Origin of the sequence: Nocardia sp. CC201C (assembly GCF_030010695.1) — a bacterium.
GTDB classification, from domain to species: domain Bacteria; phylum Actinomycetota; class Actinomycetes; order Mycobacteriales; family Mycobacteriaceae; genus Nocardia; species Nocardia otitidiscaviarum.
This window is the reverse complement of record NZ_JASCXP010000051.1, coordinates 1-26,363: the sequence shown is the minus strand read 5'-3', so window position 1 is coordinate 26,363 and position 26,363 is coordinate 1. Positions and strand designations below refer to the sequence as shown.

Here is a 26,363-nt window from a genome sequence, read left to right as displayed (position 1 = left end):
GGATCGTGGTCGCCGGTGCGCTTCTCGTCCCCGTGCCCCGGCCACCAGGCCCGGTGCCCGATGAGCGCGGTGAGCGCCGGGGTGAAGAACATCGACATCACGAAGGCCGCGATGGCGATACCCACCGAGATGGCGAAACCCATCTGGGCCAGCACACTGTTGCCCGCCAGCATCATCGAGGCGAAGGTGCCCGCGAGAATGAGTCCGGCCGCCGCGATGGTCGGGCCGCTGTGCCTGACCGCGGACGCCGCGGCCCGCCTCGGATCCAGCCCCTCGCGCGCCTCCTCGCGCAGCCGCGCCACCATCAGGATGTTGTAGTCGGTGCCGAGCGCGACCACGAACAGGTACATGATGATCGGCAGCGTGAAGATCAAGCCGGAGTCACCCTGCGCGTGCTGGAAGACCAGCACCGCCGCGCCGAGCGTCGCGGCGAAACCGAGGAACACCGACGCCATCAGGTACCAGGGCGCGACCAGACTGCGCAGCAGCAGCGCCAACACGATCATGATGAGCAGCGCGGCCACCGGGAACACGATCAGGTAGTCGCGCACCATGGCGTCCTGGAAGTCCACGAACACCGAGGTCATACCGCCAACCAGGGCCACCGTGCCCGCGGGTGCGGCCGCATGTGCGGTGTCGCGCAGGGGATTTCGCACGGTATCGAGCGCGGCGTCCGACTCCGGGGCGTCGGTCAGGGTCACCTGGTACTCGGCCACCGTGCTGTCCCGGGAGAGCTGCGGCCGCGACACCTGGCCCACGCCCTCCACCGTGGTGAGAGCCGCGCCGAACTCGGCCACCTGGGCCTCGGTCAGCTGATCCTGCCCGTGGGTGCGCAGGTACACCAGAGACGGCTGGGTCGCGCCTGCGGGCATGCCCTTGCGCAGTTCCTGGCCCCAGACCACGGATTCGGAGGTGTCCGAAGTGGACCCGGAGGTCAGGTCGAAGGTCGGGTTGAAGCCGATCGCGAAGCCGCCCAGGGCCACCAGCACCAGTCCGGACAGCACGGCGTACGCGGCGGGGCGCTTGCCCAGCGACCGGCCGATGGCCGCCGACACCGCACCCTTGGGTTCGCGCTGCCAGCTCTTCGACGGCCAGAACACCCTGGTGCCCAGCAGCGAGACGATCGCCGGGATCAGGGTCAGACCGGCCACCAGCATGACCGCCACCGCGATGGCCAGCGAGACGCCGAGTGAGCGGAACATGCCGAGAGCCGAAAGCACCAGGGCCGCAAAGGCGATGATGACCGCGAAGGCCGCGGAGGCGATGGCCTCGCCCACCCGGGCGACGGCATTGACCATGGCGGTCTTGGGATCGTCACCGGCCCGCAGCCGTTCCCGGTACCGGAAGATGAGGAACAGGAAGTAGTCGGTGCCCACCCCGAACAGCACCACCAGCAGCAGCGCCTGCACCGAACTGTCGATGGAGAACTCGAAGGTGTCCGCCGACCACGCGACCACCCCGTGCACCAGCAGGGATATGGCGTAGATGATGAGGATCGGCAGCAGCGCCAGCACCGGGCTCCGGAAGATGAGCATCAGCAGCACGATGATCAGCAAGATCGTGGCCACGCCGACGATGGCCAGACCCTTCTCACTGGACTCGATCTGATCCAGCATCGATGCGGCGGAACCGGTGACACCGGCCTTCAGATCCGTACCGGAGACGGCCTCCCGCAACGCATCGCGCAGTTCCTGCACCGCATCGGTCTGGCGGGTGTCGTCGGCGGCGCTGACCTTCACCATCTGCACGCCGATCAGCTGCACCAGGCGGTTCTCCGACGGCGGGGCGGCCTGCACGCCGGTGATGTGCTCGATATTGCGGGCGGACAGCTCGGCGGCCAGGGCGGTGACAGCGGCCGAATCGCTCGCGGTGAGCGGCTGTTCGTCGGCGCGTTGCACCACGACGAGGGCCGCCGGTAGCTGACTGTCGCCGAAAGCCTTCTCCTGCAACGCCATCGCCTCGACGGACTCGTAGTGCGAGGGCAGGAACTCGGCCTGGTCGGTGGTGGCGGTGAGCTTCGGCGCGGAGGCCACCACGCCGATGATGGCGATCAGCCAGATGCCGATGACCACCCATGGTTTGTGGACGACGAAGCGTCCGAGCCTGGCGAACATGCCTGATGGTTCCTTTCGCGAGCGCAATACACGTGAGCGATTGCGCATATGAGCATGGGTGTGCGACACGACACCGACCACTCGATTTCGCAGTGCCGCTTGGTGTTTCGACTGCCGATCCAGAGGAAGCCGCGAACACCCGACCGCCTCCGAACCCACTATAAGTAGACGTATACGTATAACGCAAGCGGTGGTCGGGACCACATCGAACACGTACCGTGGTTGCCATGGCGCTGACGCTGCAAGAACGACAGGAATTCCTCGCCCAACCGCACATCGGTGCGCTCGCCGTGGCCGTCGGCCCGGACCGCGCACCACTCAATGTCCCGATCTGGTACCAGTACGCACCCGGTGGCGAACTCTGGATCCTGACCGGAGTCGAATCCGTCAAGCTGCGGCGATTGCGGGATGCCGGGCGGTTCAGCCTGATGGTCCAGGTCGTTGAGCCGACTGTTCGCTATGTGACGGCGGAGGGGTCCATCACCCGGGTGGAACCCATGACCGACGAGATGCACCGCGAGATGGCTACCCGCTACGTACCGTCAGACAAAGTCGACGCCTACCTGAAATCCGCGGAAGGATTCGGCGACCAGGTCGCCGTCTACATGCGACCCGACAAGTGGCTTTCCGCCGATCTGGGCGGCTACGAATAACTCGACCTACCGTCGCCGGAACGATCGCAGGCCCAGCATCCCGTACCGGAGGTGGGCCTGCACCGTACGACCTGACGGACCTTCGCCCGACCAACCTGCCGGATCACCGTCGTACCACGACGTAAGCTGCGGTTCTCGCCCGCACCGCGACTCCGTGTTTCCGCTCGATCACCGTCAGCGAAAGGTAGCCATGTCGAGGATTGTCGCCGCCACCGCCGCACTCGGTCTCGCACTCGGCCCAGCCCTGCTCGGTTCCACCGCGAAAGCCGCTGCGGCAGTGCCGTTTCCCGCCGTCGTGACGCTCGCGTCCGCCGGAACCTGCGCGGGCGAGATCAGTGCGGTGGCGCTGCCGGGCAATGGGGTGGCCGCAATCTATCTGCGCGGTACCTTCATGACTCCGGTGCCCCAGCCCGCCTGCGTAGCCACCACCACCATCGCGTGGCGCAATCTCGACAGCGGCACCTCGGGCACCGCCGGGGCCGATGTCACCGGGAGTCCCGGCGGGCGGCCCGGACCGATCACGGGCGCGGTGCTGCCCACCGGTCCGGGGCGCGTCGAGGCGTGGGTCTCGACCGTGCCGCTGCCGCACCTGCCGAGCATGGTCAGCTTCACCGTCGGCTGACCTGCGGTAACGCCCATGCGGCGGGGTTCGACATACCCTGCGAACTCTCGCGGAGCGGGCTCGTACACCGCCGCCCCGATCGTCGGCACGCTCGAAGCACCCGAAGCGATGCGCGGCACTTGTCGACGACGGCACGACCACACTCGTCAGCGCGAAAGGCAGGCTCCCATGATCGCCACTCTCGGTCGCACCGCTGTACTCGGCATCGCCGTCACCGCCGCCCTGGTCGCCACCACCGGCGCCGCCTCGGCGGCCACCGCCTTCTCCCCCACCTACACCCTCGCCACCGGCTGGACCTGTGCGGGCGAGGTCAGCGGCACCGCCATCCCCGGCCCCAGCGACTACAGCGCCCCCGGAGAGGCCGCCGTCTACCTGCGCGGCACCTTCTGGAGCGCCACCCCGGGCTCCCACCAGTCCGGCTGCTCCGTCACCGCCACCGTCGACTGGCGCAATCTCGACACCGGCGCGTCCGGCTCCACGGCGACCGTGGTCGTGGGCGGCCCCTTCGGCGAAACCGGGCCGGCCACAGGCGTTCTCCTGCCGACCGGCCCCGGCCGCGTCGAGGCGACTGTCTCCACCGCACCCCTGCTGCACCACCCCGGACAGGCCACCTTCACCGTCGACCCGGCCTGAGTGCGTCCGGCGGCGAAAACGGCGGGATGACACCGCCCGCCGAACGGCAACGCAGTACCGAACCACCGCCGGCAGAGGCAGCTCCGGGCGGACGGATCACCGGCGACCCCCCCGGCTCGCGCACCGGAACGACGGACGTGCCGAAACCGGATGCCGCGCATCGACTCACCTGCGCCGGCGGCCGGGGCGTGCGCGAGCAGGTCACCTGCACCCCGCCCTCCAGCACGCCTTCGAGACCGGTCACACCGAGGAGGAAACTCCTTTGGCACGGCGGCCGCTCGCACCGTGCACAAGGGGGTCGGCGCGCCTCGTTCGGGCGAGCGGAGATCACCGCGCCGTCACGGTGGCACAGTGGTGGGATGAGGTTCGATCACCTGCCTCGAATGGCTGCTTGGCGGCATCGCGGGGCGCGCGAGGGGTTCGAGGTCGTCTTCCCGCGCATCACTGATTCCGGTGTCCTGATAGATGGTCACACCACCGCCGTCGAGGAGGGGCGAGGCTGGTCGGTGGACTACTCGATCGAACTCGACGGACACTGGCGCACCCGCGCCGCGCGGGTGTCCGTGCGTGACGAGAAGGGTTGGCGGACCGTTCGATTGGCGGCGGACGGGGCGGGGTGCTGGACCGTCGACGGCGAACCGGCACCCGCGCTGGACGGGTGCGTCGACATCGACCTGGAAGCCTCGGCCTGCACCAATACCTTTCCCGTGCACCGGCTGCCGCTGGCCGCGGGCGTGGACACCGCCGCTCCGGCCGCTTACGTGCACGTGGCGGTACCGACGGTCACCCGGCTGGAGCAGCGCTACCGCCGCTTGCCGGGCGAGGGGCCGGGGCACCGATTCGATTACGAGTCACCGGAATTCGACTTCCGGACCACGCTGGTGTACGACGCGGCAGGGCTCATCGTCGACTACCCGGGAATCGCGGTGCGGGCTACGTAGCGGGCGGAACTATCAGCAGTAGAAGCAGACGCCGTTGGCCGGGAGCTGGGTGAAGCAGGAATCGCAGACCGCGACGCGGGCTTCCTCGGCGGGCTTGGGCTCGCCCTTGCGGACGGAGGCGTTGCGGCTGGCGGCCACCTTCGGGGTGAGGGGCGGGATGCCGCCGTCGGCGGGCACCTCGCCGTGCGCGGCATAGCACTGCCAGCGCGCGTAGGCGGCGTGCAGTTCGAGGTCGGTGGGAATGGGCAGCCCGGCCACCTCGAGGATGTACTTGTAGTGGTCGCCGACCTTGTGGTTCTGGCGCACGCACAACGCCGCCAACGGCGGTTCACCCGCGGCGTGGCAGCGGCGGGTCACCTTGCGCAGGATGGCGTCCATCCAGGTGCGGGTCGGCGCGCTGGTGTGCACACCGGACATCTCCTGCACTCGCTCGGCCAATTCGTTCACAGTGACGAAATGTCCGTATTCCGAGGCGGTTTCGACCAACACCTCGTGCGCGGCCAATGCCCACGCCACCGAGGCGTCGCGGAACGACACCGCCTCTCCATCACTCGCCCGCCAAGCACCCGAAGCCGTAGTCACCGCACTCATAGCACCAAAGAAGATAGCGGTCCAGCGCCGCTCGCGCCAATACCACGGCCGGTGTGTGAGAGATCTGCGCGACACGAACGACCCTGTGCCGGAACGCACGACGGCCCGCTTCCCCCGAACCGGGAAGCGGGCCTTCGCACAACGAACCAACCAGTCACCTGGTCCGGGGCCACGGGGCGGAGCCCCCGGGTACCCACGGGGCCGGAGCCCCGCGAGTCCTACTTGGCCTTCTCCAGGACCTCGACCAGACGCCACCGCTTGGTGGCCGACAGCGGACGGGTCTCCATCAGCTGCACGCGGTCGCCGACACCGGCGATCTCGTTCTCGTCGTGGGCCTTCACCTTCGAGGTGGTGCGGATGATCTTGCCGTAAAGCCGGTGCTTCACGCGATCCTCCAGCTCGACCACGATGGTCTTGCTCATCTTGTCGGAGACGACGTAGCCGATGCGCACCTTGCGCGAGCCACGCTCCTCCTGCTTGGCCGGCGTCTTGGCCGGGCCCTTTACGTCGCTCATGCGGCGTCTCCCTTGCCTTCAGGACCGGTGGCCAGGCCGAGCTCGCGCTCCCGCATGACCGTGTAGATGCGCGCGATCTCATGCTTGACCACACGCAGGCGCCGGTTGTTCTGCAACTGGCCGGTCGCCATCTGGAAGCGCAGGTTGAACAGCTCTTCCTTGGATTCGCGCAGCTTGGCGACGAGCTCGTCTTCGGTGAGCTCGCGCAGCTCTGCAGCCGGAGTTCCGGTAGCCATCAGAACTGCTCCTCCCTGGTCACGATCCGGCACTTCATCGGGAGCTTGTGCATCGCGCGGCGCAGGGCCTCACGAGCGGTCTCCTCGTTCGGGTAAGACATTTCGAACATGACCCGACCGGGCTTCACGTTCGCGACCCACCACTCGGGCGAACCCTTACCGGAACCCATGCGGGTTTCGGCCGGCTTCTTGGTGAGCGGGCGGTCCGGGTAGATGTTGATCCAGATCTTGCCGCCACGACGGATGTGGCGGGTCATCGCGATACGCGCCGACTCGATCTGCCGGTTGGTGACGTAGGCGGGCTCCAGGGCCTGGATGCCGTATTCGCCGAACGCCACCGAGGTGCCGCCCTTGGCCATGCCAGAGCGCTTGGGGTGATGCTGCTTACGGTGCTTGACCTTGCGAGGCATCAACATAGGTCAGCCCTCCTTGGACTCTGCCGGAGCGTCGGCCACCGCGGTAGCGGTGCCCTGACGCCCGGCCTCGGTGCTGGTCGCCGTGGTGCCCTGGGCACCGGAACGACGCGGACGGCTCGGCCGCTCACGACGCTCGCGACGCTCACCGGACGGCGCGGCGGTCGCGGTGACCTCACGCTTGCCGCCGACGATGTCGCCCTTGTAGATCCAGACCTTCACGCCGATGCGGCCGAAGGTGGTCTTCGCCTCGTACAGGCCGTAGTCGATGTCCGCACGCAGCGTGTGCAGCGGCACGCGACCCTCGCGGTAGAACTCCGAGCGCGACATTTCCGCGCCGCCGAGACGGCCGGAGCACTGCACACGGATGCCCTTGACGTTCGGCGAACGCATGGCCGACTGGATGGCCTTGCGCATCGCGCGACGGAACGCCACACGGTTCGACAGCTGCTCGGCCACACCCTGAGCGACGAGCTGCGCATCCGACTCGGGGTTCTTGACCTCGAGGATGTTCAGCTGCACCTGCTTCTTGGTGAGCTTCTCCAGCTCGGCGCGGATGCGGTCGGCCTCGGCGCCACGACGGCCGATCACGATGCCCGGACGCGCGGTGTGGATGTCCACCCGCACGCGGTCACGGGTGCGCTCGATCTCGACCTTCGAGATGCCGGCCCGCTCCATGCCGGTGGCGAGGAGCTTGCGGATCGCGACGTCTTCCTTCACGTAGTCCGCGTACTGCTTGTCCGCGTACCAACGCGACTTCCAGTCGGTGGTGATACCGAGGCGGAAGCCATGGGGATTGATCTTCTGTCCCATTTACTTTGCCCCTCCCTTCCGGCGGCTACGAGCTGCAGCGCCGGCAGTGGGCACGCTCTCGACCTCGATGGTGATGTGGCTGGTGCGCTTGCGGATCCGGAACGCGCGGCCCTGGGCACGCGGCTGGAAGCGCTTCATGGTCACGCCCTCGTCGACGTAGGCCGTCGAGATGACCAGGGTCGCCGGGTTCAGGCCGAGGTTGTTCTCGGCGTTGGCCGCGGCGGAGGCCACGACCTTGGCGACCGGTTCGCTGGCGGCCTGCGGAGCGAACCGCAGGATGTTCAGCGCGTCCTCGACCCGCTGGCCGCGGACCATGTCCACGACGCGGCGCGCCTTCATCGGGGTCACGCGAACATGCTTGGCGGTCGCGCGCGCGGTCGGGTTCTGAGTATCAGTGCTCATCGCCGCTTGCTCTTCCGATCTTCCTTGACGTGGCTCTTGAACGTGCGGGTCGGCGCGAATTCACCGAGCTTGTGTCCAACCATGTTCTCCGACACGAACACCGGCACGTGCTTGCGGCCGTCGTGGACCGAGAACGTGTGGCCGATGAAATCGGGGATGATGGTGGAACGACGCGACCAGGTCTTGATGACCTGCTTCGAGCCCTTCTCGTTCTGGACGTCCACCTTCTTGAGGAGGTGTTCGTCGACGAACGGGCCCTTCTTGAGGCTGCGTGGCATCTTTAACCTCCTCCTTAACGCTTCTTGCCGCGGCGGCGGACGATGAGCTTGTCGCTCGGACGGTTGGGCTTGCGGGTACGGCCCTCGGGCTGGCCCCACGGCGAGACCGGGTGGCGACCACCGGAGGTCTTGCCTTCACCACCACCATGGGGGTGGTCGACCGGGTTCATGACCACACCACGCACGGTCGGGCGGATGCCCTTCCAGCGCATACGGCCGGCCTTGCCCCAGTTGATGTTGGACTGCTCGGCATTGCCGACCTCGCCGATGGTGGCGCGGCAGCGCACATCGACGCGACGGATCTCGCCGGAGGGCATACGCAGGACGGCGTAGGAGCCTTCCTTACCCAGCAGCTGGATGCTCATGCCGGCGGCACGGGCCAGCTTGGCGCCGCCACCCGGACGCAGCTCCACCGCGTGGATGGTGGTACCGGTCGGGATCGAGCGCAGCGGCAGGTTGTTGCCGGGCTTGATGTCGGCGCCGGTGCCGGACTCGATCTTCGTGCCCTGGGTGACGTTCTTGGGCGCGAGGATGTAGCGCTTCTCGCCGTCCGCGTAGTGCAGCAGGGCGATGTTCGCGGTCCGGTTGGGGTCGTACTCGATGTGCGCGACCTTGGCCGGGATGCCGTCCTTGTCCAGTCGACGGAAGTCGATCAGACGGTAGGCGCGCTTGTGGCCGCCACCGCGGTGCCGGGTGGTGATCCGGCCGTGGGCGTTACGACCACCGGACTTGGTGAGCGGGCGCAGCAGCGACTTCTCGGGGGTCGAGCGGGTGATCTCGGCGAAGTCCGAGACCGAAGCACCGCGGCGACCCGGGGTCGTCGGCTTGTACTTACGGATTGCCATGAGTTCTTCTCTGCTTTCTGGAGCTCCAGCCGCTTACGCGACCGGGCCTCCGAAGATCTCGATGGGCTTGCTGTCGGCCGAGATGGTCACGAGCGCGCGCTTGGTGCTCTTGCGCTTGCCGTAACCGAAGCGGGTCCGCTTGCGCTTGCCCTGACGGTTGGCGGTGTTGACGCTGGTCACCTTCACACCGAAGACCTTCTCAACGGCGATCTTGATCTGCGTCTTGTTCGAGTCCGGGTGCACCAGGAAGGTGTAGGTGCCTTCTTCGATCAGCCCGTAGGACTTCTCGGAGATCACCGGCGCGAGCAGGATGTCGCGGGGATCGGCGATGGTGGTCACTTGCTCTCCTCCTGTGCAGCTTCGGCGGGGCCGTGCACGAAGGCGTTGAGCGCCTCGACCGAGAAGACCACGTCGTCGCTCTTGAGGACGTCGTAGGTGTTCAGCTGGTCGGGAGCGATCGGGTGCACACCCTGCAGGTTCGCCACGCTCTTCCACGCGGTGACATCTTCACGGCCGACCACGACCAGGATGTTCTTCCGCTCCGACAGCTCGGCGAGGAAGGACTTCGCGGTCTTCGTCGACGGAGTCTGGCCGGGGACCAATTCCGTGATCACGTGGATGCGCTCGTTGCGGGCCCGGTCCGAGAGGGCGCCACGCAGCGCGGCGGCCTTCATCTTCTTGGGCAGGCGCTGGCTGTAGTCGCGCGGCTGCGGGCCGTGCACGGTGCCACCGCCGGCGAACTGCGGCGCGCGGGTCGAACCCTGACGGGCGCGGCCGGTGCCCTTCTGGCGGTACGGCTTCTTGCCACCGCCGGAGACCTCGCCCCGGGTCTTGGTGGCGTGCGTGCCCTGGCGGGCCGCGGCCTGCTGGGCCACGACGACCTGGTGCATCAGCGCGATATTGGCGGTCACGTCGAAGATCTCCGCGGGGAGTTCGACGGTGCCGTCGGTCTTGCCGCCCGGTGCCTTGACCGGGAGGGAAAGATTCGCCTTCTTCTCGGCGTCGGATTTCTTAGTGCTCACAGCGCTCACGCCCGGGCACCACCCTTCACTGCACTCTTGACGATCACGACGCCGCCCTTGCGGCCCGGGATCGCGCCCTTGATCAGCAGCAGGCCGTTCTCGGCGTCCACCTTGTGGACCGAGAGGTTCTGCGTGGTGACGCGGTCGTTACCCATGCGACCCGCCATGCGCATGCCCTTGAAGACACGGCCGGGGGTGGAGCAACCACCGATCGAACCCGGACGACGGTGCACGGCCTGCGCACCGTGTGAGGCACCCTGGCCGCGGAAGCCGTGGCGCTTCATGGTGCCCGCGTAACCCTTGCCCTTGGAGGTGCCGGTCACGTCGACGTAGCTGCCCTCTTCGAACACGTCGGCGTTGATCTCCTGGCCGACCTCGAAGGTGGAGGCGTCGGCGACGCGGATCTCCACGATGTGGCGGCGCGGGGTGACGCCGGCCTTGGCGAACTGGCCGGAGACCGGCTTGTTCACCTTGCGCGGGTCGATGGCGCCGAAGGCGACCTGGACGGCGGAGTAGCCGTCGCGCTCCTGGGTACGAATCTGGGTCACGACGTTGGGACCAGCCTTGATGACGGTCACCGGAACGACGCGGTTCTTCTCGTCGAAGACCTGGGTCATGCCGAGCTTGGTGCCCAGGATGCCCGCTGCCGGGCGGCTCTTGTTGTCAGTCATATCTGCAGTCCCCGTCACTGAATGTTGACGTCGACGCTGGCCGGGAGGTCGATGCGCATGAGAGCGTCAACCGTCTTCGGCGTCGGGTCGAGGATGTCGATCAGCCGCTTGTGCGTGCGCATCTCGAAGTGTTCGCGCGAGTCCTTGTACTTGTGCGGCGAACGGATGACGCAGTACACGTTCTTTTCGGTCGGCAACGGCACCGGGCCGACGACACGGGCGCCGGTGCGGGTCACCGTCTCGACGATCTTGCGCGCAGACGCGTCGATCGCCTCATGGTCGTAGGCCTTGAGCCTGATGCGGATCTTCTGTCCCGCCACGCTGAGTGTCCTTTTCTCCGCTTACGTTGTGGCACTGGAGCTTTCGCTCCCGAACCACCCTCATTTGCACAGCCCGAACACACGAAGACGCATCAGCTACCAACTCGACCGGGGCGCACCCCGCTCCGTCACCGCTGTTCATCTGTCATGGTTCTTCCGGCCCACGCGGTCGGGCGTGTCGCTCAGCCGCTCATTCCTCGGCCCCGGATGAAATCCTTATGAGCCTCGGAACCTCGTTCCGGACGCACCCGCGCCGCACTCGGCCGGGTACAAAATTGGGTCTTGCTCACCCGCTACCACCAGCGTCTTTCCACAGAACAGACGCAGCCCGGTGCGGGCAACCCGAACAGTATGCCTCGAGGCGAGGGGCGATCTCAAATCGCCCCCCTCCCCGATCAGCGGCCGATGACGCTGGTCACACCGCTACCCACATCAGGGCAGATCCTGCACGATCAGGAACTGGTAACCCCCGGCGAGGGCCGGGTCCACCAGCGCGATACCGACCTGCCCCTGCCGCGCGGCCGCCTCGTTCACCACCGCACCGGGCGTGGCATAGAGGAGGCCGTCCACGACGGGCAGCACCGAGTCGTCGTCGAGGACGAAGCCGGTCCGCTCGGCCGGCAGGAACTGGGTCAGCAGCCCCGGAATCGCACTGCTGCCCAGCGCGGCGGTCTCGGCCGGATCGAACTCCAAGCCGAAGTAGACACCCTGGGCCGGTTCGATGACCGGATTGACGGCGGCGGCCGACGCGGCCCCCACCGTGACCATGGCGGCCGCACCCGCCAGCGCGATCCCCAGCGACGCGACAGCGGTCTTGATACGCATGTTTTCTCGAGCTCCATTCCCCCGACAAGCCGGCGAGTTGGCACCGGCACCAGCTGCTCGATGTAGCTCGGCAGCGGCGACACCCTAGACCAAAAAAGCAACCAACCAGTTCGCCCGCGAACCGGTTGCCCCTGCGTCACCTACGAACCACCCGGTGCCCCCGAGTCGGCATACGCTTCGAACATGGCGGAACTGACGGTACAACTGCCCGACGACCTCGCCGATGCGATCATGATCGCGGCAAACGGCGACGTGTCCAGCTGGGTAGCCAAGGTGTGCGAGGAGGCGCTGCTGCGAGCTGCGGTACGTGGCGAACTGGACGTTGAACGAAGGTCGCCCGCCGCATTCATCTCGCATGCCGACCGCGACGAGGAGATGGCGACATTCCGGTCCTGAACCGGTCCCAGCCGCACAGCAACGCGGGCCGCTGCGCCCGTATCTTACTTTCAAGTAAGATACGGGCATGAGCAATGAGACCTCCACGCTGCGCGGCTGGAAGAAGCTGCCCGACAATCGGCTGGGCCACGCCCTCTTCTCGCTCGGCATGGTCGCGCGGGTGCCGTACTTCGGCACGGTGCTGCCCAGCGTCGTGCGCCTGGAGCCGGGGCTGTGCGAGGTGACCGCCCCCAAGTGGTTCGGCATCCACAACCACCTCGGCACCTTCCACGCCATCGCGGCCTGCAATCTGGCGGAGGTCGCCATGGGCATGCTCAGCGAGGCCACCGTCCCCACCAGCCACCGGTGGATCCCCAAGGCCATGAATGTCCAGTACCTCGCCAAGGCCAACTCGGGCCTGCGCGCGGTCGCGAAACTGCCCGAGGTCCCCGACTTCGACGCGATCACCGAGGGGCGGGACCTGATCATCCCCGTCTCCATCTACGACAAGACGGGCCTGGAGGTCGTCCACGCCGACATCACCACCTGGGTGACGCCGAAGTAGTCGCGGCGGACTCCTCGGATCCCCGCCCCTCAGATCCCCAGCATCCGCTTGACCCGCTTGCGATCCGCCTTGGCGAAGTCCTCTTCCATATTCAACCGCCGCGTCCGCGTGGAAGGCTTCTTCTCCAAGAGGTGATTCTTGTTCGCCTGCGCTCGTCGCAACCTCCCCGAACCGGTCACCTTGACGCGCTTGGAAATTCCTTTGTGCGACTTGTTCTTCGGCACTCGAACCACCATCCCTGAAGCGCCGGACGCCGTGCGGATATCCCTCCAGGGTAGAGCTCGCGATACCCGCGCGAGTCCGAATCCGGAAGTGCCGCTGCGAGGTTCGAGTTGCGGGGAATTCACAGGAGATCAGTCCGGCAAAAAGGCGATGGATATTCGATCGCCGATGACGGCAGCGCCGCGAATCGCCCAGCGGGACAAGGTCAGGAGGCTACGCAGACCACGTAGCGCCGCTCGTCGTAGACGAAGCCTTGGTCGCCCGCGGAGCAGGCGTTGACATCGGTGGTGTTGCGCTTGATCTCCACCACCCGGACGCGGCCGGGGGCGGCGGCGGTGCAGTCGACGGGGGTGGCCATGTCGCCGGAGAGGTCCATGCAGGTGCCGGGGACCCAGGCGATGTCGAGGCAGAGGGCATCGTGTTCGCCACCGGGGAGGGTGCGTCGGTGGGAGTGGTCGATATCGCTCGGGCAGGGAGCGCCGTCGGTGGCCAGGTGGGTGACGATGTAGGCGGAAGTGCCGCTGCCGCAGGCAGTTTTCGCCAGGGCGGCGTCCGGGCCGCCGACGGCCACGCAGTCGCCGACGGTCAGTTGCAGTTCCGGGCTACCCTGGCTGACCGTCTTGTGCACGAGCGCGGAGGTGGCCGGGGCGGCGGGCGCGGCGGCCGCGATACCGGGCTGCGTCGCGCCGTCGACGACGGCGGTCTCGGTGGCGGCCACCGATGTCGTTGTGGCGCCGCGGTTCTCCACCGCCGCGGCGCGGCGCTCGGCGACCTGCGAGAGCACGGCGGCCAGCGCACCTGCCGTGGCCAGCGCGCCCACGATGACGACGCCCGCGAGAGCGATTCCGGCTCGGGCCTTTCGAGGCGCCATTTTCTGCCCTTCCCTGCAATGCTTCGAACCTCAGGCCCGCCCCGCTCGAAGTGTCGGCTGATTACGACATTCAGGACATGTCCTACACCACCGGCCGGGGCACCGTCTAATTGTGAATGTGCACATTTTTACAACGCTACTTCGGGCAATTGTCCAGATTTCATTCTGATAACGATGATCGCGATGGGCTCGCCAATCTTGTTTGCGGGCACCAAGGTTCGAACGCTGTAAACGTTCGTACATTCGGCCTGCGCGGGTCGAGGGTTTGCCAGAAGGAATTTCCTGAATGAAGTTCGGCCGCTTCGCCACCGTCGCGTTCCTGACCGTCGCCGCCCTGGGGATCACCGCGGGCGGTGTCGGCGCGGCACCGGAGTCCACCCCGCGTGAGCTCTCCGCCAGCGGCGATGACCAGGGGGTCCGCTATCACGCCGTGCTCTCCGACTTCTCCCGGTCGCTGACCACCGCCGTCTCCGGCGGCACCTTCGCGGTCGATGCCGACGCCACCGCCGTCACGCTCACCTCCGACGCCGGGGAGGTGGTTGCCACGGTGCCGCTGGCCTACGAGATCTCCGGCACCACCGTCGAAGTGGCGCACCGCATTTCCGACGACGGCCGCGAATTCGCGCTCGAACCCACGGTGACCGCGAGCGAGATCGGCGAGATGCAGCCCATCAACTCCATGGCCCGGCTCACCAACGAGATCAACGACAACGTGGTGGGCGTCGTGGTCGGCGGCGTGCTGGGCGGCCTCATCGGCACCGTGCTCGGCATGGGCTTCTTCAGCATTCTGACCGGCCCGATCGGCCTGCTGGTCGGTGCGATCGCCGGTGGCTACGCCATGGGCGGACAGCCCTTCCTGGACGCGGTGACGGCCGTGGTGACCGGCCAGCCCTGACCCGCCGCGCACGACCGCGTCCGCCCCCGGGGAACCGGTGCGGGAACCACGGGTGGTCTGGCGTACGCCCGGCACGGCTGTTTGAATGCGGGTATGAGTGGCCTGGAGATCGGCAAGGAAGCCGATGTGTGCGTGGTGGGGCTCGGGCCGACGGGGCGGGCGCTGGCGCATCGGGCGATGCGGGCGGGACTGCGGGTCGTCGCGGTGGACCCGCGCCCCGAACGGCTGTGGGTGCCCACCTACTCGTGCTGGGTGGACGAGCTGCCGGAGTGGCTGCCGCACGGCGCCATCGCGAGCCGGATCGACCGCCCCGTGGTGTGGACCACCGCCGAACGCCGGATCGAGCGCCCCTACTGCGTGCTGTCCAAGCGCGGGCTGTGGGATGCGCTGCCGCTGGACGACGCCACCGTGCTGGCACAGCGCGCCCGGACGGTCGAGGCGCACCGGGTGGAGCTGGCGGACGGCACCGAGGTCGTGGCCGGGGCGGTCTTCGACACCCGCGGCCAGGCATCGCCCGGGCAACGCCGAACGGCCAGCGCCCACGGCATTTTCGTGGACGAGGACCGCGCCGCGCCCATGGTCACCCCTGGCGAGGGCCTGATGCTGGACTGGCGCGACGAGAACGGGGCGGGCCCGGACGCGCCGCCCTCGTTCCTGTACGCGGTGCCGCTCGGCGACGGCACGGTGATCTTCGAGGAGACCAGCCTCGGCCTGCGCGGCGGAATGCCGCAGCACGAGTTGCGGCGGCGCACCCTGAATCGACTGGCGGCGCACGGCATTCGACTACGCGGTGACGAGAAGAGCGAGGCCGCGCACTACCCGCTGGACTACGCACCGCCGAAAGCCGGTCCGGGGCAGGTGATCCCCTTCGGCTCCCGGGGCGGGATGATGCACCCCATCACCGGTTACTGCGTGGCGGATTCGCTGTCACTGGTGGATACCGCACTGGATGCCCTCCAGCGCGGCGACGATCCGATCCAGGCCATGTGGCCGTGGCGGGCGCGGCTGGTGTACTGGATGCGGATGCGCGGCGTGTACGGCCTCGGCCGCCTCACCACCGCACAGTCCAGATCCATGTTCGACGCGTTCTTCACCCGACCGCCGCGCCAACAGCGGGCACTGCTCTCCGCCCACGACGACTACACCGCACTGAGTGCGGCGCTGTTCATGACCGTGGCCACCACCTGGCCTTTCCGCTGGCGCTACGACCTGGTTGGCTGGACCAACCGCAACCGCTGGGTGGGATACGACTTCGGACGCGCGTCCGACACCGACGAGATCGTCGCGGCCGCGGAGGAACTCCCCGGTCACCTGTAGCGCCACCGAACGTCCGGGGCGAGGCCGCTGCGCCGACGGCCGGTACCGGACATGATGCCCGGAGATCGACCGTTCCATCGCGCTGGGCGCTTCGCCGCCACCGTCTGCCCGGGTCACCCGGCCGGTCGAGGCGGCGCGGAGGCGGTCGGCGTCGATCGGCTCGCCGCACGAGCCTCGGTCGGCTCGGTCGGCTCGGTCGGCTCGGTCGGCTCGGTCGGCTCGGTCGGCTCGGTCGGCTCGGTCGGCTCGGTCGGCTCGGTGCGAGCATCTGTCGTCGCCGGGGTCACACCCAGTTCTCGATCCAGTACTTCCAGATGATCGGCGCGTACCCCGCCAGCGGCGGCACCTTGATATCCGTCCCGGCCAGCGCCTCGGCGGCGCGGCGGCAGTCGAACCAGCAGGTGAACTCGCTGTGCTCGATGATCTCGGTGGGCACCCCGACCTGGCGCAGGATGCGACCCACGCCGGGCATCCGCAGCGTCATGTCGAGGGTCTGCTTCGGCATGACCTCGACCAGATGCGGCGCTCCGGCCTCGTCGGCGAAGAGGTTCAGCGCGTCGGCCACGCTCTGGCGGCGCGGGTCGACCAGATGGAAGGTGGTCCCGGACTCGGCGGCGGCGTGCGCGATATGGTCCAGCGCCCGCGCCACGAAATCGACCGGCACCATGTTGGTTTCGCCCAGCTTCGGCGCCACCACCGGCAGCAGCCGCGGCAGCTGCGCCGCCATGCGCAACAGCCGGAAGAAGTAGTACGGCCCCTCGATCCGGTCGATCTCGCCGGTGCGGGAATCGCCGATCACTATGGAGGGCCGGTAGATCCGCCACGGCACCGAGCAACTGTCCCGCACCGCCCGCTCGGCCTCGAGCAGCGACCGCTGCCAGGGTGTGGCGAGCACCTGCCCGACCTCGAACATGTCCTCGGAGAAGCGGCCCTCCCAGTCCCCCGCCACCGCCACATTCGAAATATGGTGCAGCGCACCGGCCGACAGCTCTCCGGCCAGGCCCACCACCCGCCGGGTGCCGCCACCGGCGCCGATCGCGTCGTACCCGCCCGCCAGATGGAAGACGTGCGAGATCGAACCGCGCTGCGCCGCAATCCAACGCGGGTCGATGCCCATACCGGGTGCGCTGAGGTCGCCGCGCACCGGCCGCACCCGGTCCCCGGCCGCCCAGCCGCGTAGGCAGCGGTTGAAGCGCAGGACCGAATCCTCGCCCGGCCGTACCAGCACGAAGACCTGTTCGCCGCGTTTCAGCAGCTCCGGTACGAGGAATCTGCCGATGAACCCGGTCGCTCCGGTAACCAGGTAAGCCATGGGCTCACCCTAGCGTGACCCATGACACACCCCGGCGGGCGCATCCTCGCGAGCCGGTCATACCGGACGCGTGACTCGCCGCGACCAGGCGGAGATCGACGAACCTGCCCGTCCGAGGCGGTGATTCACGGCATGCTGTGCGCGTGAACCTTCGGACTCTGACAACCGCATCGGTGATGTGCGCGGGTGTGCTGGTGACCGGCTGCGGCGGCGACTCCACGGGAGCGTCCGACACTGCCCCCAGCACGCCCCGCGATCAGCTGCTCCTGAGCGGTTCGGAACTACCCGCCGACGCCAAGCCGGTGAACCTGCCCGTGGAACGGCTGCGCGAGCAGCTGACCGACTTCGCGGGGGTGCAGGCGAACTCCACCATCGACCCGCAGGAATGCCGCGCACCGCAGCTGGATCTGGAGGCCGCGAGCAAGCGGGCTCTGGACGAGGCGGCGGTCACCGCCGTGGTCGCCGAGACGGCCATCTTCATCGAGTTCGTCTCGGGTCGCGGCATCGACCCGCACGAGTTCGCGCAGACCGAGGCCCGGTGCGCGGAGCTGACCGTGAGCAGCGAGTTCGAAGGCGAGCGGGTGGACTCCCGGGTGCGCACGGAAAGCCGCACCCCGCCCGCCGCCCTCGCCGGTATCGACGCCGTCGCCTCGTATTCGACGAGCACCGCGTCGGTGCGCGATGTCCCGCCGACGACCACCGTGTCCTACGCGGGCTGGGCGTCCCTGCGTGGCACCACCGTGGCGGTGCGGGTGACCTCCCTCGGCGACGCCCTCGACGAAGCGAAGGCGGAACAGTTCTTCGCCGACGCCGTGCGGAAAGTCGAGGACGCGCCGTAGCTGCCGCGACTACCCGGCGGTCAGGCCGTCTCGGCGGCGCGCTGATAGCCGCGGATCGCCGGGTAGACGAACAGCACGACCATGCCGATGGTCCAGGCGAGGGTCTTCAGCAGCGGAACCGCCACCGGACCGTCCCAGGCCAGGCCGCGCATGGCGTCGATGGCGCAGCTCATGGGCTGGTTCTCGACGATCGGTTGCAGCCAGGTCGGATACGCCTCGATCGGCACGAATCCGGTATTGAAGAACATGAGCAGGTTGCTCACGATGCCGACCATCTGGACCAGCACGACGCCCTCGCTGATCGTCGCCAGCGAGGTCACCAGCACCGCGAAGCCCACCGCGAACAACACCGGAATCGCGATCATGGCGATCGTGGCGAGCGGGCCGTTCCAGAACCGGAAGCCCAGGGCGACGCCGACGACCAGCACGAACAGAGTGGTGACCAGGACGCGGACCACCTCGGCCAGCAGGCGGCCGGTCAGTCCGGCGGCGCGGTGGATGGGCATGGTCCAGAACCGGCTCAGCAGTCCGGTGACCTTCTCCACCTTGAAGCCGAGTGCGCTCACCACCGCGCCGGTCATGGCCGCGACCAGCATGACCATCGGCACCTGACCGTAGATGGCGGGCATACCGGTCGCCTGCTTGATGGAGCCGCCCAGCACCACGTCGAACATGAGCAGGGTCAGTGCGGGGTACAGCAGCACCTGCACGGTGACCGCGGGATTGCGCGCCCAGCCCATGAGCATGCGCTTGCACTGGATCAGGCTCTGCTCGACGAAGGTGGTGAAGGCCCGTTCGGAGCGCGGCGGCACCACCGGCAGCGGGACATTGCTCGGCACCCGGTCGGCCACGGCCGCCGCGGCGCTGTTCTCGACCGTACTCATGACCGCCTCACGCTCGCCCAGATCGCCAGTGGGATGAATACCACGGACAGGCCCCCCAGCCACACCAGTGGCACCCACAGCACCTCCCAGGTGACCCCGCCCGCGGCCATATCGCGCAGCGCGAAGGAGAACTGGGAGATGGGCTGGTTGCGCACGAAGGGCTGGATCCACTCCGGGAACCGGGACTCGGGCACGAATCCGCACGAGAGCATGCCGAAGATGAGCGTCGGCAGGGTGAGCGCCTGGCTCAGCGATTCCGGACTCTTGGTGAGCGAGCCCAATCCGTCCGCGCCGATCGCCAGCACGGTGCCGACCAGCAGCGAGAAGACGCAGAACAGGACGGCCTGCCCCCACCCGGCGACGAATCGGAAACCGATCAGATGCCCCCAGATCAGAGCGGCGGTCAGCGAGGTCACCGACCGCACCAGTCCGGCGCTGATGCGGGCCAGCAGCGGCACCAGCGAACCGATGGGCATGGTCTGCATGCGGGTGGTCAGGCCGGTCATCGCCTCGAAGGCGGCCATCTGCGCGTTCGACATCATGGTGAAGGCCATGGTCTGCAACACGATGATCGGCATGACGTACTGCGCGTAGTCGACACCGAGCAGGTTCATGATGGCGCGCAGCGGCAGGTAGAAGCCGACCGTGAACACCAGCGGGGTGATCACGGCGACCACGAGTTCGCCCTTGGTTGCCATCACCCGCACGATGCGCGCGGTGAGCGCCCACCACTGTGCGAGGCTGGACGGCTTCGCCGCCGGTAGCCCCGCGAACAGCTCGGACTCGGGCTCGGCGGCCAGTGCTGTGCTCATGCCTGCCTGCCCGAATGCCCGGTGAGGGCCAGGAAGACGTCGTCGAGGGAGGGCCGCCGCAGGCCGATGTCGGCGAGTTGCACGGACGCGCCGTCCAGGCGGCGCAAGGCCTCGGCGAGGGTGGCGGCGCCGTCGGGGGCCGGGATGGACAGCCGTTCGGCGGTGTCGAGTTCCGAGCGCACGGCGGCCGGGACCAGGTCGCCGAGCGCGTCGGCGACCTTGGCCAGCTGAGCCGGGTCGAGCGGGATGATCTCGCAGTAGCTGCCGCCGGTCTTCTCCTTGAGTTCGTCGGCGGTGCCTTCGGCGATGACCGTGCCCTTGTCGATCACGATGATGTTGTCGCTGAGGATGTCGGCCTCTTCGAGGTACTGCGTGGTGAGCAGCACGGTGATGCCCTGGGTCTTGAGCGCGGACACCAGATCCCACACCCCCTGGCGGCTGCGCGGGTCGAGTCCGGTGGTCGGCTCGTCGAGGAACACCACCTCGGGCCGGACCACCAGACCGCAGGCGATATCGACGCGGCGGCGCATGCCGCCGGAGTAGCCGCGCACGGCGCGACGCCCGGCGCCGGTCAGATCGAATTCCTCGAGCAGGGTGTCGGCGCGCTGCCGGGCGGCCTTGCGGGACAGCCCCATGAGGCGACCGAACAGCTCGAGATTCTCACGCCCCGAAAGGTTTTCGTCCAGGGCGGCGTACTGCCCGGTCATCATGATGGAGCGGCGCACCCCCGCCGGGTCCTTGCGCACATCGTGTCCGGCCACGCGGGCGGTGCCGGAGTCGGGGCGCAGCAGGGTGGACAGGATCTTGACCGTGGTGGTCTTGCCCGCGCCGTTGGGGCCGAGGATGCCGAGCACGCTGCCGCGCGTCGCGGTGAAGCTCACGCCGCGCAGGGCGTGTACCTCGCCGAAGGATTTGCGGACGTCTTCGACGTACACCGCCGGGTCGTCGCCCACGCTGGCGGTGTTCGACTCCGGTTTGTCCAAGCTCGGCATCAACTCTCCACTATCGGCTACGGCGGGGACGATTTCGCCTCCGGTGGGGATGATCCCCTCCGCCCCGCGTGATGTTACCGGCGCGGCAGATGCTCGTTCGTTGCTTCGGTGAAGCATCCATGACCACCCTGTGTCCTTGGTCACAAACTCGACGGTCCCCGGATAGCCGCTGGTCGCGACACAGACCACCCGGTCCGTGCGACATTCCGAATCTTGTCGGGTATGCCGAACGGACCATAGTCTGAGCCATGGGGAGACGTTTTTCCGGCCTGCGAGAGGTGATCATGGCCGAGTCCGCGCAGCCACGCACGGCAGCGCACCCGGGAGGAACTGGCCGACCGAAGGTGCTGACGTCCTACGACCCGCGCACCGGCGAAGTCGTGGGCGACTACGCCATCATGGGCTCCGGCGAGGTCACCCGCACCGTCCGCGCCGCGCACGCGGCCGAACAGTGGTGGGCGGCAATCGGATTCGACGGGCGCAAACGCTGGCTGCTGGACTGGAAACGCGCCGTCGCGCGCGGCACCCGCGAACTGGTCGACCTCGTCAGCGCCGAGACCGGCAAACCCAGGCTGGACGCGGCCATCGAGGTGACCGCCGCGGTGGAACATCTGCACTGGGCCGCCCGCAGCGCCGAGAAGGTACTCGGGCGACGAACCACCGGACGATTCCGGCACACGCGGCAGGCATCGGTCGGCTATCGGCAACTGGGCGTGGTCGGTGTGCTCAGCCCGTGGCACAACCCCGTGCTGACCGCCATGAACGGCATCGCCTGCGCCATGGCCGCCGGTAACTCCGTGGTGCTCAAACCCAGTGAACTCACCCCGGGCATCGGCGCCTGGCTGGCCGACAGTTGGAGCCGCCTCGCCCCGAATCAACCGGTACTGCAGGTGGTCACGGGTGACAGCACGACGGCCGCGGCGCTGTGCCGGGCGCGGCTGGCGGCCATCTCCTACACCGGCTCCCCCGCCGGGGCCCGCGAGGTGACCGCACTGTGCGCCCAGCACTCCACACCCCTGCTCGTCGAACAGGGCGGCCGGGGCGCCATGGTGGTGCAGGTGGACGCCCGGCTGCCCGAGGCCGCCGCGGCCGCCGTCTTCGGCGCCATGGCCAATGCCGGGCAGAATCCGGCCGGGGTGCAGTGCGCGTACGTGGCCGAGTCGGTGTACGAGCCGTTCCTGGATCTTGTTGCGGCGCAAGCGCGTCAGTTGCGTCCCGGGGCCGACCGGCGCGCCTCCTACGGGCCGATGACGCTGGAGTCGCAGACCGACGTGGTGCGCCGCCACGTGCGCGACGCGCTCAGCCGTGGCGGTCAGGCGGTGGTCGGCGGACTGGACTCCATTCGCACGCCCTACATCGAACCGATCGTGCTCACCGAGGTACCGGAGGTGAGCCTGGCCCTCAGCGGGGACGCGGTCGGGCCGGTGCTGGTGGTGAACAAGGTGCGCGGCATGGACGAGGCGGTGGAGCGGCTCGGTAGCCGCTCCCCCTCGGTCTCCGTCTTCACTCGGGATGTGCGCAGCGTGCCGGAATTCGCCGAACGGCTGAAAACCGAAGTGGTGACGGTGAACTCGGCTCCGGTCTACGGGACCGACGGTCCGGGCCGAACTCGCGACGAACAGCGGCTGCGGGATTTCGCCCGACCCCTCACCATCACGGAGAAGCACCGGCGCGATCCGGTCGAACAGTCCACCTTCGAGCGACATCCGCAGCATCTGCGCCTGGCGCGCATGATCTTCCGGCTCCGGCACCGAGTGTGAGGGCGTAATCGTCAGTTCCGCACGGGGGCTGTCGCGTCGACGCCGAGCAGCACGGCTCGCATGAGCGTGCTCACCCGCGCGATGTTCTCGGGGCGGGCGTCGAACTTGATGCGCCGCCCCACATCGATCACCTGGGCGATGGCCGCGTGCACCCGGAAACGCGCCTCCACGGGATCGCCGTCGAGCAGATTGGCCCACTCCAGCACGTTCTGACGCTGGATGGAGCGCAGTCGATGCTGTTCGGAGGCTGGCAGATTGGAGAATTCCGCGAAGTAGACCGGCAGGATCTCCGGCATGGCGAAGGTCATCCGCGCGAAGCGCTCGGCGATGCGCACGGCGGCGTCGGCGCGGCTGGTGGCCTCCGCCAGCGCCTCCGCATTGGCGATGGCCACCCGTTCGCCGGTGCGATGGAACGCCGCGGCCAGCAGATCCGATTTGCTGGCGAAGTAGCGGTACACGCTGGAAGCGTTGATGCCCGCGGCCGCGCCGATCTCCTCGATGCTCGCCTCGTGGTAGCCCTGCCGACCGAAGATGCGGATGGCCTCGGTGAGCAGCTGTTCGCGCTTGGAGATGACCGGCAGGCCGCGCGGGACGGGGTCGCCGGTGACGGGCGGCGGCGCGGGTGGCAGCTCGGTGCACAGGATGGACCGGCAGATGTCGTCGAGCAGGCCGACCAGCCGGGTGGTGGACAGCGTGGTGCGATGGTGGGTGATGCTGCCGATGGCACTGAGGACGGCCGCGGTGAGCAGCGTGATGTCGGCGGGGTCGGCGTCCGGGCGTAGCTCGCGGATCGGCACCGCCACGGTTTCGTGCAGATCCACGTACATGACCCGGATGCGATCGCGGTCCGCGCGCTCCAGATAGCGGCGTTCCCAGCGGTACAGGCCGCCCTCGCGGCGCACGTCGATGGTGTACTCGGCAATGCCGCGAATCAGCTTGGTGAGTCGCGGTTCCGGTTCCAGCTCGGGATCGTCGGCGGCCTCGGCGGCGTCGAGCAGCTGCTGCGCGCCCATGTCGGCGGCGGCGACCAGCAGGGCGTACTTGTTCTTGAAGTGCCGGTACAGGGCGGGGCCGGAAATGCCGACCTCGGCGGCGATCTCATCCACTCCGACCGGGTGATAGCCGCGTTCGGCGAACGCCCGGGCGGCAACTCGCACGATCTGACCCTTGCGGTTCTTGGGTCGACGCCGGGGCGTCGCATCGCCGTCCGGTCGCGCGGAAGCGAGTCCCGGCTCGCTGCGATCGGCGACCATTCACCTTCTCCTTCTCGGTGGCACCGACTGTTGACAGTGCCGAACAAGTACACCTAAGTTAACCACAATTCGCAATGCGGACCACAATGGCAAGGCGAACCACATCGGCACCGTCGCCGTTCGCGTACCCAGGAGCACCCATGACCGATATCGCGACCACCCCGGGCTTCACTGCCGTTCCGGACGGACGGGTACTGCGTATCACGATCACCAACCCCAGGCGGAAGAACGCCATCGATTACGACACCATGGTCGGGCTCGGGGAGACGGTGCGGGCGGCATCGCAGAATACCGCGTTGCGGGTCATCGTTCTGACCGGCGAGGGCGGCGACTTCTGCACCGGGGCCGATCTCGCGGCCGCACCCGCGGCGACGGCGCGCGGCGTCACCTCGGAGATGACCATGGACGCCGCCAACGCCATGATCAAGGCGATCGTGGATTCGCCGCTGCCGGTGATCGCCCGGGTGCGGGGGGCCGCCGCCGGGATCGGTGCGGCGTTCGCGCTCGCCGCCGATCTGACCTACCTCGCCGAGGACTCCTATCTGCTGCTGGCCTTCATCAATATCGGCCTGATGCCCGACGGCGGTGCGGCGGCCATGGTCGCGGCGGCGGCCGGTCGTCCGCTGGCCGCCGAAATGGCGCTGCTGGGCGAGCGACTGCCCGCCGCCAAGGCCAAACAGCACGGCCTCGTCACCGACGTCCTGCCCGCCGACGAACTCGACGCCCGCGTGGAGGCCGCGGTCGCCAAACTGGCCAACGGCCCCCGTCGCGCCACCGAACTCACCAAGCGCGCCCTCCATCAGGCCGCCTTGGCCGCCCTGGACGGTGTGCTCGCGGCCGAAAAGGTCGGCCAGTCCGAGCTTTTGGAGGCGCCGGACTTCGCCGAGGGCGCTGCCGCGATGCTCCAGAAGCGCAAGCCGGTCTTCGCCGACTGAGTCACCGGGACGCCGCATCGTCCATGCGCCACGTCCGTTCGCGCGGCGCGATACACCGGCGCGTCGGCATCCCGCGCGGCACGAAGGCCGCCCGCACCCTGCGGGCTTTCCTCATACCGCTCGCGCGCAGCCGCGCAGCGATTCCAGATATCGCGTCATGGCGTCGCGGTTGCGGGTCAGCAGGTCGATGCGCCGGCTCATGCGGTCGCGCTGATCTTCCAGGGTGGCGATGATTTCCGGTGTGGCATCGGCGAAGTGGATGTCGGCGGGGTTGTCGAGGCAGGGCAGGATCTGTTTGATGATGCGGGTCGGGAGGCCGGCCTCCAACAGACCGCGGATGTGGACCACCTGATCGACGAGCCGTTCGTCGTAATCGCGATAGCCGTTGGCGGAGCGGTCGACTCGAATCAACCCCTGCTCCTCGTAGTAGCGCAGCAGCCGCGGCGGAGTTTCGGTCCGTCGCGCCAGTTCGCCGATTCTCATATGGCACACCTCACACCGGATGACGTTTGACCTTCACATCTATGTCAAGGTTCGAGCATATGCGCATGAGCAAGGACATCACACTCTTCGACTACAGCCCCATCACCGAACGGGAACCGATCCACTGGCCGGACGGCAAGCGCGTCGCCTTCTACGTCGGGCTCAATATCGAGCACTTCTACGTGGATCTGCCGAGCACCTCCATCAACGAGAGCACCGCCGGGCTGACCCCGGATCCGCTCAACTACGGCTGGCGCGACTACGGTGCGCGCGTGGGTGTCTGGCGCGTGATCCAGGCTCTGGACCGATTCGGCGTGCGGGCCAGCGTGCTGCTGAATTCCGATGTGGCGCAGCGGTACCCGCAGATCATCACGGCCGGCGTGGAGCGCGACTGGGCGTGGCTGGCGCACGGCAGCAGCAACAGCCACCTGCACACGGGCCTCACGATCGAGGAGGAGCGCACCGTACTGAGCGATATCCTCACCACCATCGAGAAGAGCACCGGAGCGCGCCCACGCGGCTGGATGGGTCCGGCCCTCGGCGAAACATTCAATACGCCAGAGCTTTTCGCTGAGCTGGGTGGCAGGTACGTGCTCGACTGGACCAATGACGATCAGCCGTACCACCTGAATGTGCCCGGTATGCTGAGCGTTCCGTACACGGTGGAACTCAACGATCTCGGCATCTTCACCGCCAAGGGGCATACCGGCCCGGAATTCGTGCAGATGATGAAGGATCAACTCGACCAACTCGTCGCCGATGCCGAGGCGGACGACAGCGGCCGGGTGCTCCCCCTGGCCCTGCACCCGTTCGTGATCGGGCAGGCATTCCGGCACCGCTATCTCGTCGAGGCGCTCGACTACATCACCAATCACCCCGCCGTGTGGGTGACGACCAGCGACGACATCGCCGACCACTACGCGGGCTCGATCGCCGCCTGAGCGGTGCCGCGGG

General features: G+C 68.1%; 34 protein-coding genes. 12 read left to right on the top strand and 22 right to left on the bottom strand.

The annotated features are described in order from the left end of the window. Positions 1–2,114: MMPL family transporter (locus tag QK444_RS08450; protein WP_282778726.1), on the bottom strand; the 2,114-nt coding region annotated here is incomplete at its 3' end. A 227-nt stretch (positions 2,115–2,341) separates the two neighbouring features. On the opposite strand from QK444_RS08450, the gene QK444_RS08445 reads away from it, so the two are divergent. The 4 genes from QK444_RS08445 (at position 2,342) to QK444_RS08430 (ending at position 4,963) form a co-directional block, all read left to right on the top strand. Then, on the top strand, positions 2,342–2,767 hold the full coding sequence (locus QK444_RS08445; protein ID WP_282778723.1) for a pyridoxamine 5'-phosphate oxidase family protein: 426 nt from the start codon (positions 2,342–2,344) through the stop codon (positions 2,765–2,767). A gap of 190 nt (positions 2,768–2,957) precedes the next feature. Beyond that, the gene (locus QK444_RS08440) at positions 2,958–3,389 is read left to right on the top strand and encodes a hypothetical protein (protein ID WP_282778721.1); all 432 of its coding nucleotides are present in this window, start codon (positions 2,958–2,960) and stop codon (positions 3,387–3,389) included. A 168-nt stretch (positions 3,390–3,557) separates the two neighbouring features. Further along, on the top strand, positions 3,558–4,022 hold the full coding sequence (locus QK444_RS08435) for a hypothetical protein (RefSeq protein ID WP_282778720.1): 465 nt from the start codon (positions 3,558–3,560) through the stop codon (positions 4,020–4,022). A 359-nt stretch (positions 4,023–4,381) separates the two neighbouring features. Next, positions 4,382–4,963, top strand: a complete 582-nt coding sequence (locus QK444_RS08430; protein ID WP_282778719.1) for a putative glycolipid-binding domain-containing protein — start codon at positions 4,382–4,384, stop codon at positions 4,961–4,963. Positions 4,964–4,975: 12 nt separating this feature from the next. Here QK444_RS08430 and QK444_RS08425 read toward each other — a convergent pair whose 3' ends face one another. The 13 genes from QK444_RS08425 to QK444_RS08365 form a co-directional block, all read right to left on the bottom strand. Continuing rightward, positions 4,976–5,500: a hypothetical protein gene (locus QK444_RS08425; protein ID WP_282778718.1), complete on the bottom strand. Its 525-nt coding sequence runs from the start codon at positions 5,498–5,500 to the stop codon at positions 4,976–4,978. Between the two features lie 272 nt (positions 5,501–5,772). Further along, a complete protein-coding gene (rpsQ, locus tag QK444_RS08420) occupies positions 5,773–6,069 on the bottom strand; it encodes a 30S ribosomal protein S17 (RefSeq protein ID WP_282778717.1) in 297 nt (98 codons plus the stop codon). After that, positions 6,066–6,305 (bottom strand): 50S ribosomal protein L29, encoded by a 240-nt coding sequence (gene rpmC, locus QK444_RS08415; protein ID WP_029923614.1) that lies wholly within the window; start codon positions 6,303–6,305, stop codon positions 6,066–6,068. The genes rpsQ and rpmC overlap by 4 nt, the downstream gene beginning before the upstream one ends. Then, complete coding sequence (rplP, locus tag QK444_RS08410; protein WP_029923613.1) at positions 6,305–6,721, bottom strand: 50S ribosomal protein L16; 417 nt, start codon at positions 6,719–6,721, stop codon at positions 6,305–6,307. The genes rpmC and rplP overlap by 1 nt, the downstream gene beginning before the upstream one ends. 3 nt (positions 6,722–6,724) lie before the next feature. Then, entirely contained in the window at positions 6,725–7,531 is an 807-nt protein-coding gene (gene rpsC, locus QK444_RS08405) for a 30S ribosomal protein S3 (RefSeq protein WP_282778714.1), read from the bottom strand. Next, positions 7,532–7,933 carry a 50S ribosomal protein L22 gene (rplV, locus tag QK444_RS08400; protein ID WP_282778712.1) on the bottom strand — a complete coding sequence of 134 codons (402 nt, stop codon included), beginning with the start codon at positions 7,931–7,933 and terminating at the stop codon, positions 7,532–7,534. Then, the gene (gene rpsS / locus QK444_RS08395; protein ID WP_029923610.1) at positions 7,930–8,211 is read right to left on the bottom strand and encodes a 30S ribosomal protein S19; all 282 of its coding nucleotides are present in this window, start codon (positions 8,209–8,211) and stop codon (positions 7,930–7,932) included. The genes rplV and rpsS overlap by 4 nt, the downstream gene beginning before the upstream one ends. A 14-nt stretch (positions 8,212–8,225) precedes the next feature. Continuing rightward, positions 8,226–9,056 (bottom strand): 50S ribosomal protein L2, encoded by an 831-nt coding sequence (gene rplB, locus QK444_RS08390; RefSeq protein WP_029923609.1) that lies wholly within the window; start codon positions 9,054–9,056, stop codon positions 8,226–8,228. Positions 9,057–9,089: 33 nt separating this feature from the next. Beyond that, positions 9,090–9,395: a 50S ribosomal protein L23 gene (gene rplW, locus QK444_RS08385; protein WP_029923608.1), complete on the bottom strand. Its 306-nt coding sequence runs from the start codon at positions 9,393–9,395 to the stop codon at positions 9,090–9,092. Then, a complete protein-coding gene (gene rplD / locus QK444_RS08380) occupies positions 9,392–10,087 on the bottom strand; it encodes a 50S ribosomal protein L4 (protein ID WP_282778709.1) in 696 nt (231 codons plus the stop codon). Before rplD ends, rplW begins: the two co-directional genes overlap by 4 nt. Next, positions 10,084–10,749 (bottom strand): 50S ribosomal protein L3, encoded by a 666-nt coding sequence (rplC, locus tag QK444_RS08375; RefSeq protein ID WP_143982819.1) that lies wholly within the window; start codon positions 10,747–10,749, stop codon positions 10,084–10,086. The genes rplD and rplC overlap by 4 nt, the downstream gene beginning before the upstream one ends. 14 nt (positions 10,750–10,763) lie before the next feature. Continuing rightward, complete coding sequence (gene rpsJ, locus QK444_RS08370; protein ID WP_003938093.1) at positions 10,764–11,069, bottom strand: 30S ribosomal protein S10; 306 nt, start codon at positions 11,067–11,069, stop codon at positions 10,764–10,766. Positions 11,070–11,501: 432 nt separating this feature from the next. After that, the gene (locus QK444_RS08365; RefSeq protein WP_282778705.1) at positions 11,502–11,894 is read right to left on the bottom strand and encodes a hypothetical protein; all 393 of its coding nucleotides are present in this window, start codon (positions 11,892–11,894) and stop codon (positions 11,502–11,504) included. 183 nt (positions 11,895–12,077) lie between these two features. Here QK444_RS08365 and QK444_RS08360 point away from each other — a divergent pair, with 183 nt between their 5' ends. Next, positions 12,078–12,290, top strand: coding sequence for a hypothetical protein (locus QK444_RS08360; protein ID WP_195119972.1), 213 nt, complete (start codon positions 12,078–12,080; stop codon positions 12,288–12,290). Between the two features lie 67 nt (positions 12,291–12,357). Continuing rightward, the gene (locus tag QK444_RS08355) at positions 12,358–12,834 is read left to right on the top strand and encodes a hotdog fold domain-containing protein (protein WP_039809711.1); all 477 of its coding nucleotides are present in this window, start codon (positions 12,358–12,360) and stop codon (positions 12,832–12,834) included. Positions 12,835–12,863: 29 nt separating this feature from the next. On the opposite strand, the gene rpmI is transcribed toward QK444_RS08355, so the two are convergent. Both rpmI and QK444_RS08345 read right to left on the bottom strand, forming a co-directional pair. After that, positions 12,864–13,058 carry a 50S ribosomal protein L35 gene (rpmI, locus tag QK444_RS08350; RefSeq protein WP_282778702.1) on the bottom strand — a complete coding sequence of 65 codons (195 nt, stop codon included), beginning with the start codon at positions 13,056–13,058 and terminating at the stop codon, positions 12,864–12,866. Positions 13,059–13,261: 203 nt separating this feature from the next. Further along, positions 13,262–13,927, bottom strand: a complete 666-nt coding sequence (locus tag QK444_RS08345; RefSeq protein ID WP_282778700.1) for a hypothetical protein — start codon at positions 13,925–13,927, stop codon at positions 13,262–13,264. A gap of 286 nt (positions 13,928–14,213) precedes the next feature. Between QK444_RS08345 and QK444_RS08340 the strand changes: the two genes are divergently transcribed. Together QK444_RS08340 and QK444_RS08335 are read left to right on the top strand one after the other, a co-directional pair. Continuing rightward, on the top strand, positions 14,214–14,822 hold the full coding sequence (locus QK444_RS08340; protein ID WP_282778698.1) for a hypothetical protein: 609 nt from the start codon (positions 14,214–14,216) through the stop codon (positions 14,820–14,822). Positions 14,823–14,915: 93 nt separating this feature from the next. Beyond that, complete coding sequence (locus QK444_RS08335; protein ID WP_282778697.1) at positions 14,916–16,139, top strand: lycopene cyclase family protein; 1,224 nt, start codon at positions 14,916–14,918, stop codon at positions 16,137–16,139. 283 nt (positions 16,140–16,422) lie between these two features. On the opposite strand, the gene QK444_RS08330 is transcribed toward QK444_RS08335, so the two are convergent. Next, positions 16,423–17,451 (bottom strand): SDR family oxidoreductase, encoded by a 1,029-nt coding sequence (locus QK444_RS08330; protein ID WP_282778695.1) that lies wholly within the window; start codon positions 17,449–17,451, stop codon positions 16,423–16,425. Between the two features lie 143 nt (positions 17,452–17,594). On the opposite strand from QK444_RS08330, the gene QK444_RS08325 reads away from it, so the two are divergent. Continuing rightward, positions 17,595–18,290, top strand: coding sequence for a hypothetical protein (locus QK444_RS08325; RefSeq protein WP_282778694.1), 696 nt, complete (start codon positions 17,595–17,597; stop codon positions 18,288–18,290). 20 nt (positions 18,291–18,310) lie between these two features. Here QK444_RS08325 and QK444_RS08320 read toward each other — a convergent pair whose 3' ends face one another. Genes QK444_RS08320 through QK444_RS08310 form a run of 3 tightly spaced genes read right to left on the bottom strand, consistent with a single transcriptional unit; the run spans position 18,311 to position 20,978 of the window. Further along, entirely contained in the window at positions 18,311–19,174 is an 864-nt protein-coding gene (locus QK444_RS08320; RefSeq protein ID WP_282778692.1) for an ABC transporter permease, read from the bottom strand. After that, entirely contained in the window at positions 19,171–19,986 is an 816-nt protein-coding gene (locus QK444_RS08315; RefSeq protein ID WP_282778691.1) for an ABC transporter permease, read from the bottom strand. The genes QK444_RS08320 and QK444_RS08315 overlap by 4 nt, the downstream gene beginning before the upstream one ends. Beyond that, positions 19,983–20,978 carry an ATP-binding cassette domain-containing protein gene (locus QK444_RS08310; RefSeq protein ID WP_282778689.1) on the bottom strand — a complete coding sequence of 332 codons (996 nt, stop codon included), beginning with the start codon at positions 20,976–20,978 and terminating at the stop codon, positions 19,983–19,985. Before QK444_RS08310 ends, QK444_RS08315 begins: the two co-directional genes overlap by 4 nt. A gap of 248 nt (positions 20,979–21,226) precedes the next feature. Here QK444_RS08310 and QK444_RS08305 point away from each other — a divergent pair, with 248 nt between their 5' ends. Beyond that, on the top strand, positions 21,227–22,738 hold the full coding sequence (locus QK444_RS08305) for an aldehyde dehydrogenase family protein (RefSeq protein ID WP_282778688.1): 1,512 nt from the start codon (positions 21,227–21,229) through the stop codon (positions 22,736–22,738). 11 nt (positions 22,739–22,749) lie between these two features. Here the strand turns inward: QK444_RS08305 and QK444_RS08300 are convergent, their stop codons facing one another. After that, a complete protein-coding gene (locus tag QK444_RS08300; RefSeq protein ID WP_282778686.1) occupies positions 22,750–23,991 on the bottom strand; it encodes a TetR/AcrR family transcriptional regulator in 1,242 nt (413 codons plus the stop codon). 140 nt (positions 23,992–24,131) lie between these two features. On the opposite strand from QK444_RS08300, the gene QK444_RS08295 reads away from it, so the two are divergent. After that, complete coding sequence (locus QK444_RS08295) at positions 24,132–24,926, top strand: enoyl-CoA hydratase-related protein (protein ID WP_282778684.1); 795 nt, start codon at positions 24,132–24,134, stop codon at positions 24,924–24,926. 111 nt (positions 24,927–25,037) lie between these two features. Here the strand turns inward: QK444_RS08295 and QK444_RS08290 are convergent, their stop codons facing one another. Next, positions 25,038–25,409, bottom strand: coding sequence for a MerR family transcriptional regulator (locus tag QK444_RS08290; protein WP_029923592.1), 372 nt, complete (start codon positions 25,407–25,409; stop codon positions 25,038–25,040). Positions 25,410–25,474: 65 nt separating this feature from the next. Here QK444_RS08290 and QK444_RS08285 point away from each other — a divergent pair, with 65 nt between their 5' ends. After that, a complete protein-coding gene (locus QK444_RS08285) occupies positions 25,475–26,350 on the top strand; it encodes a polysaccharide deacetylase family protein (protein ID WP_195114477.1) in 876 nt (291 codons plus the stop codon). The last annotated feature ends 13 nt before the right edge of the window (positions 26,351–26,363 follow it).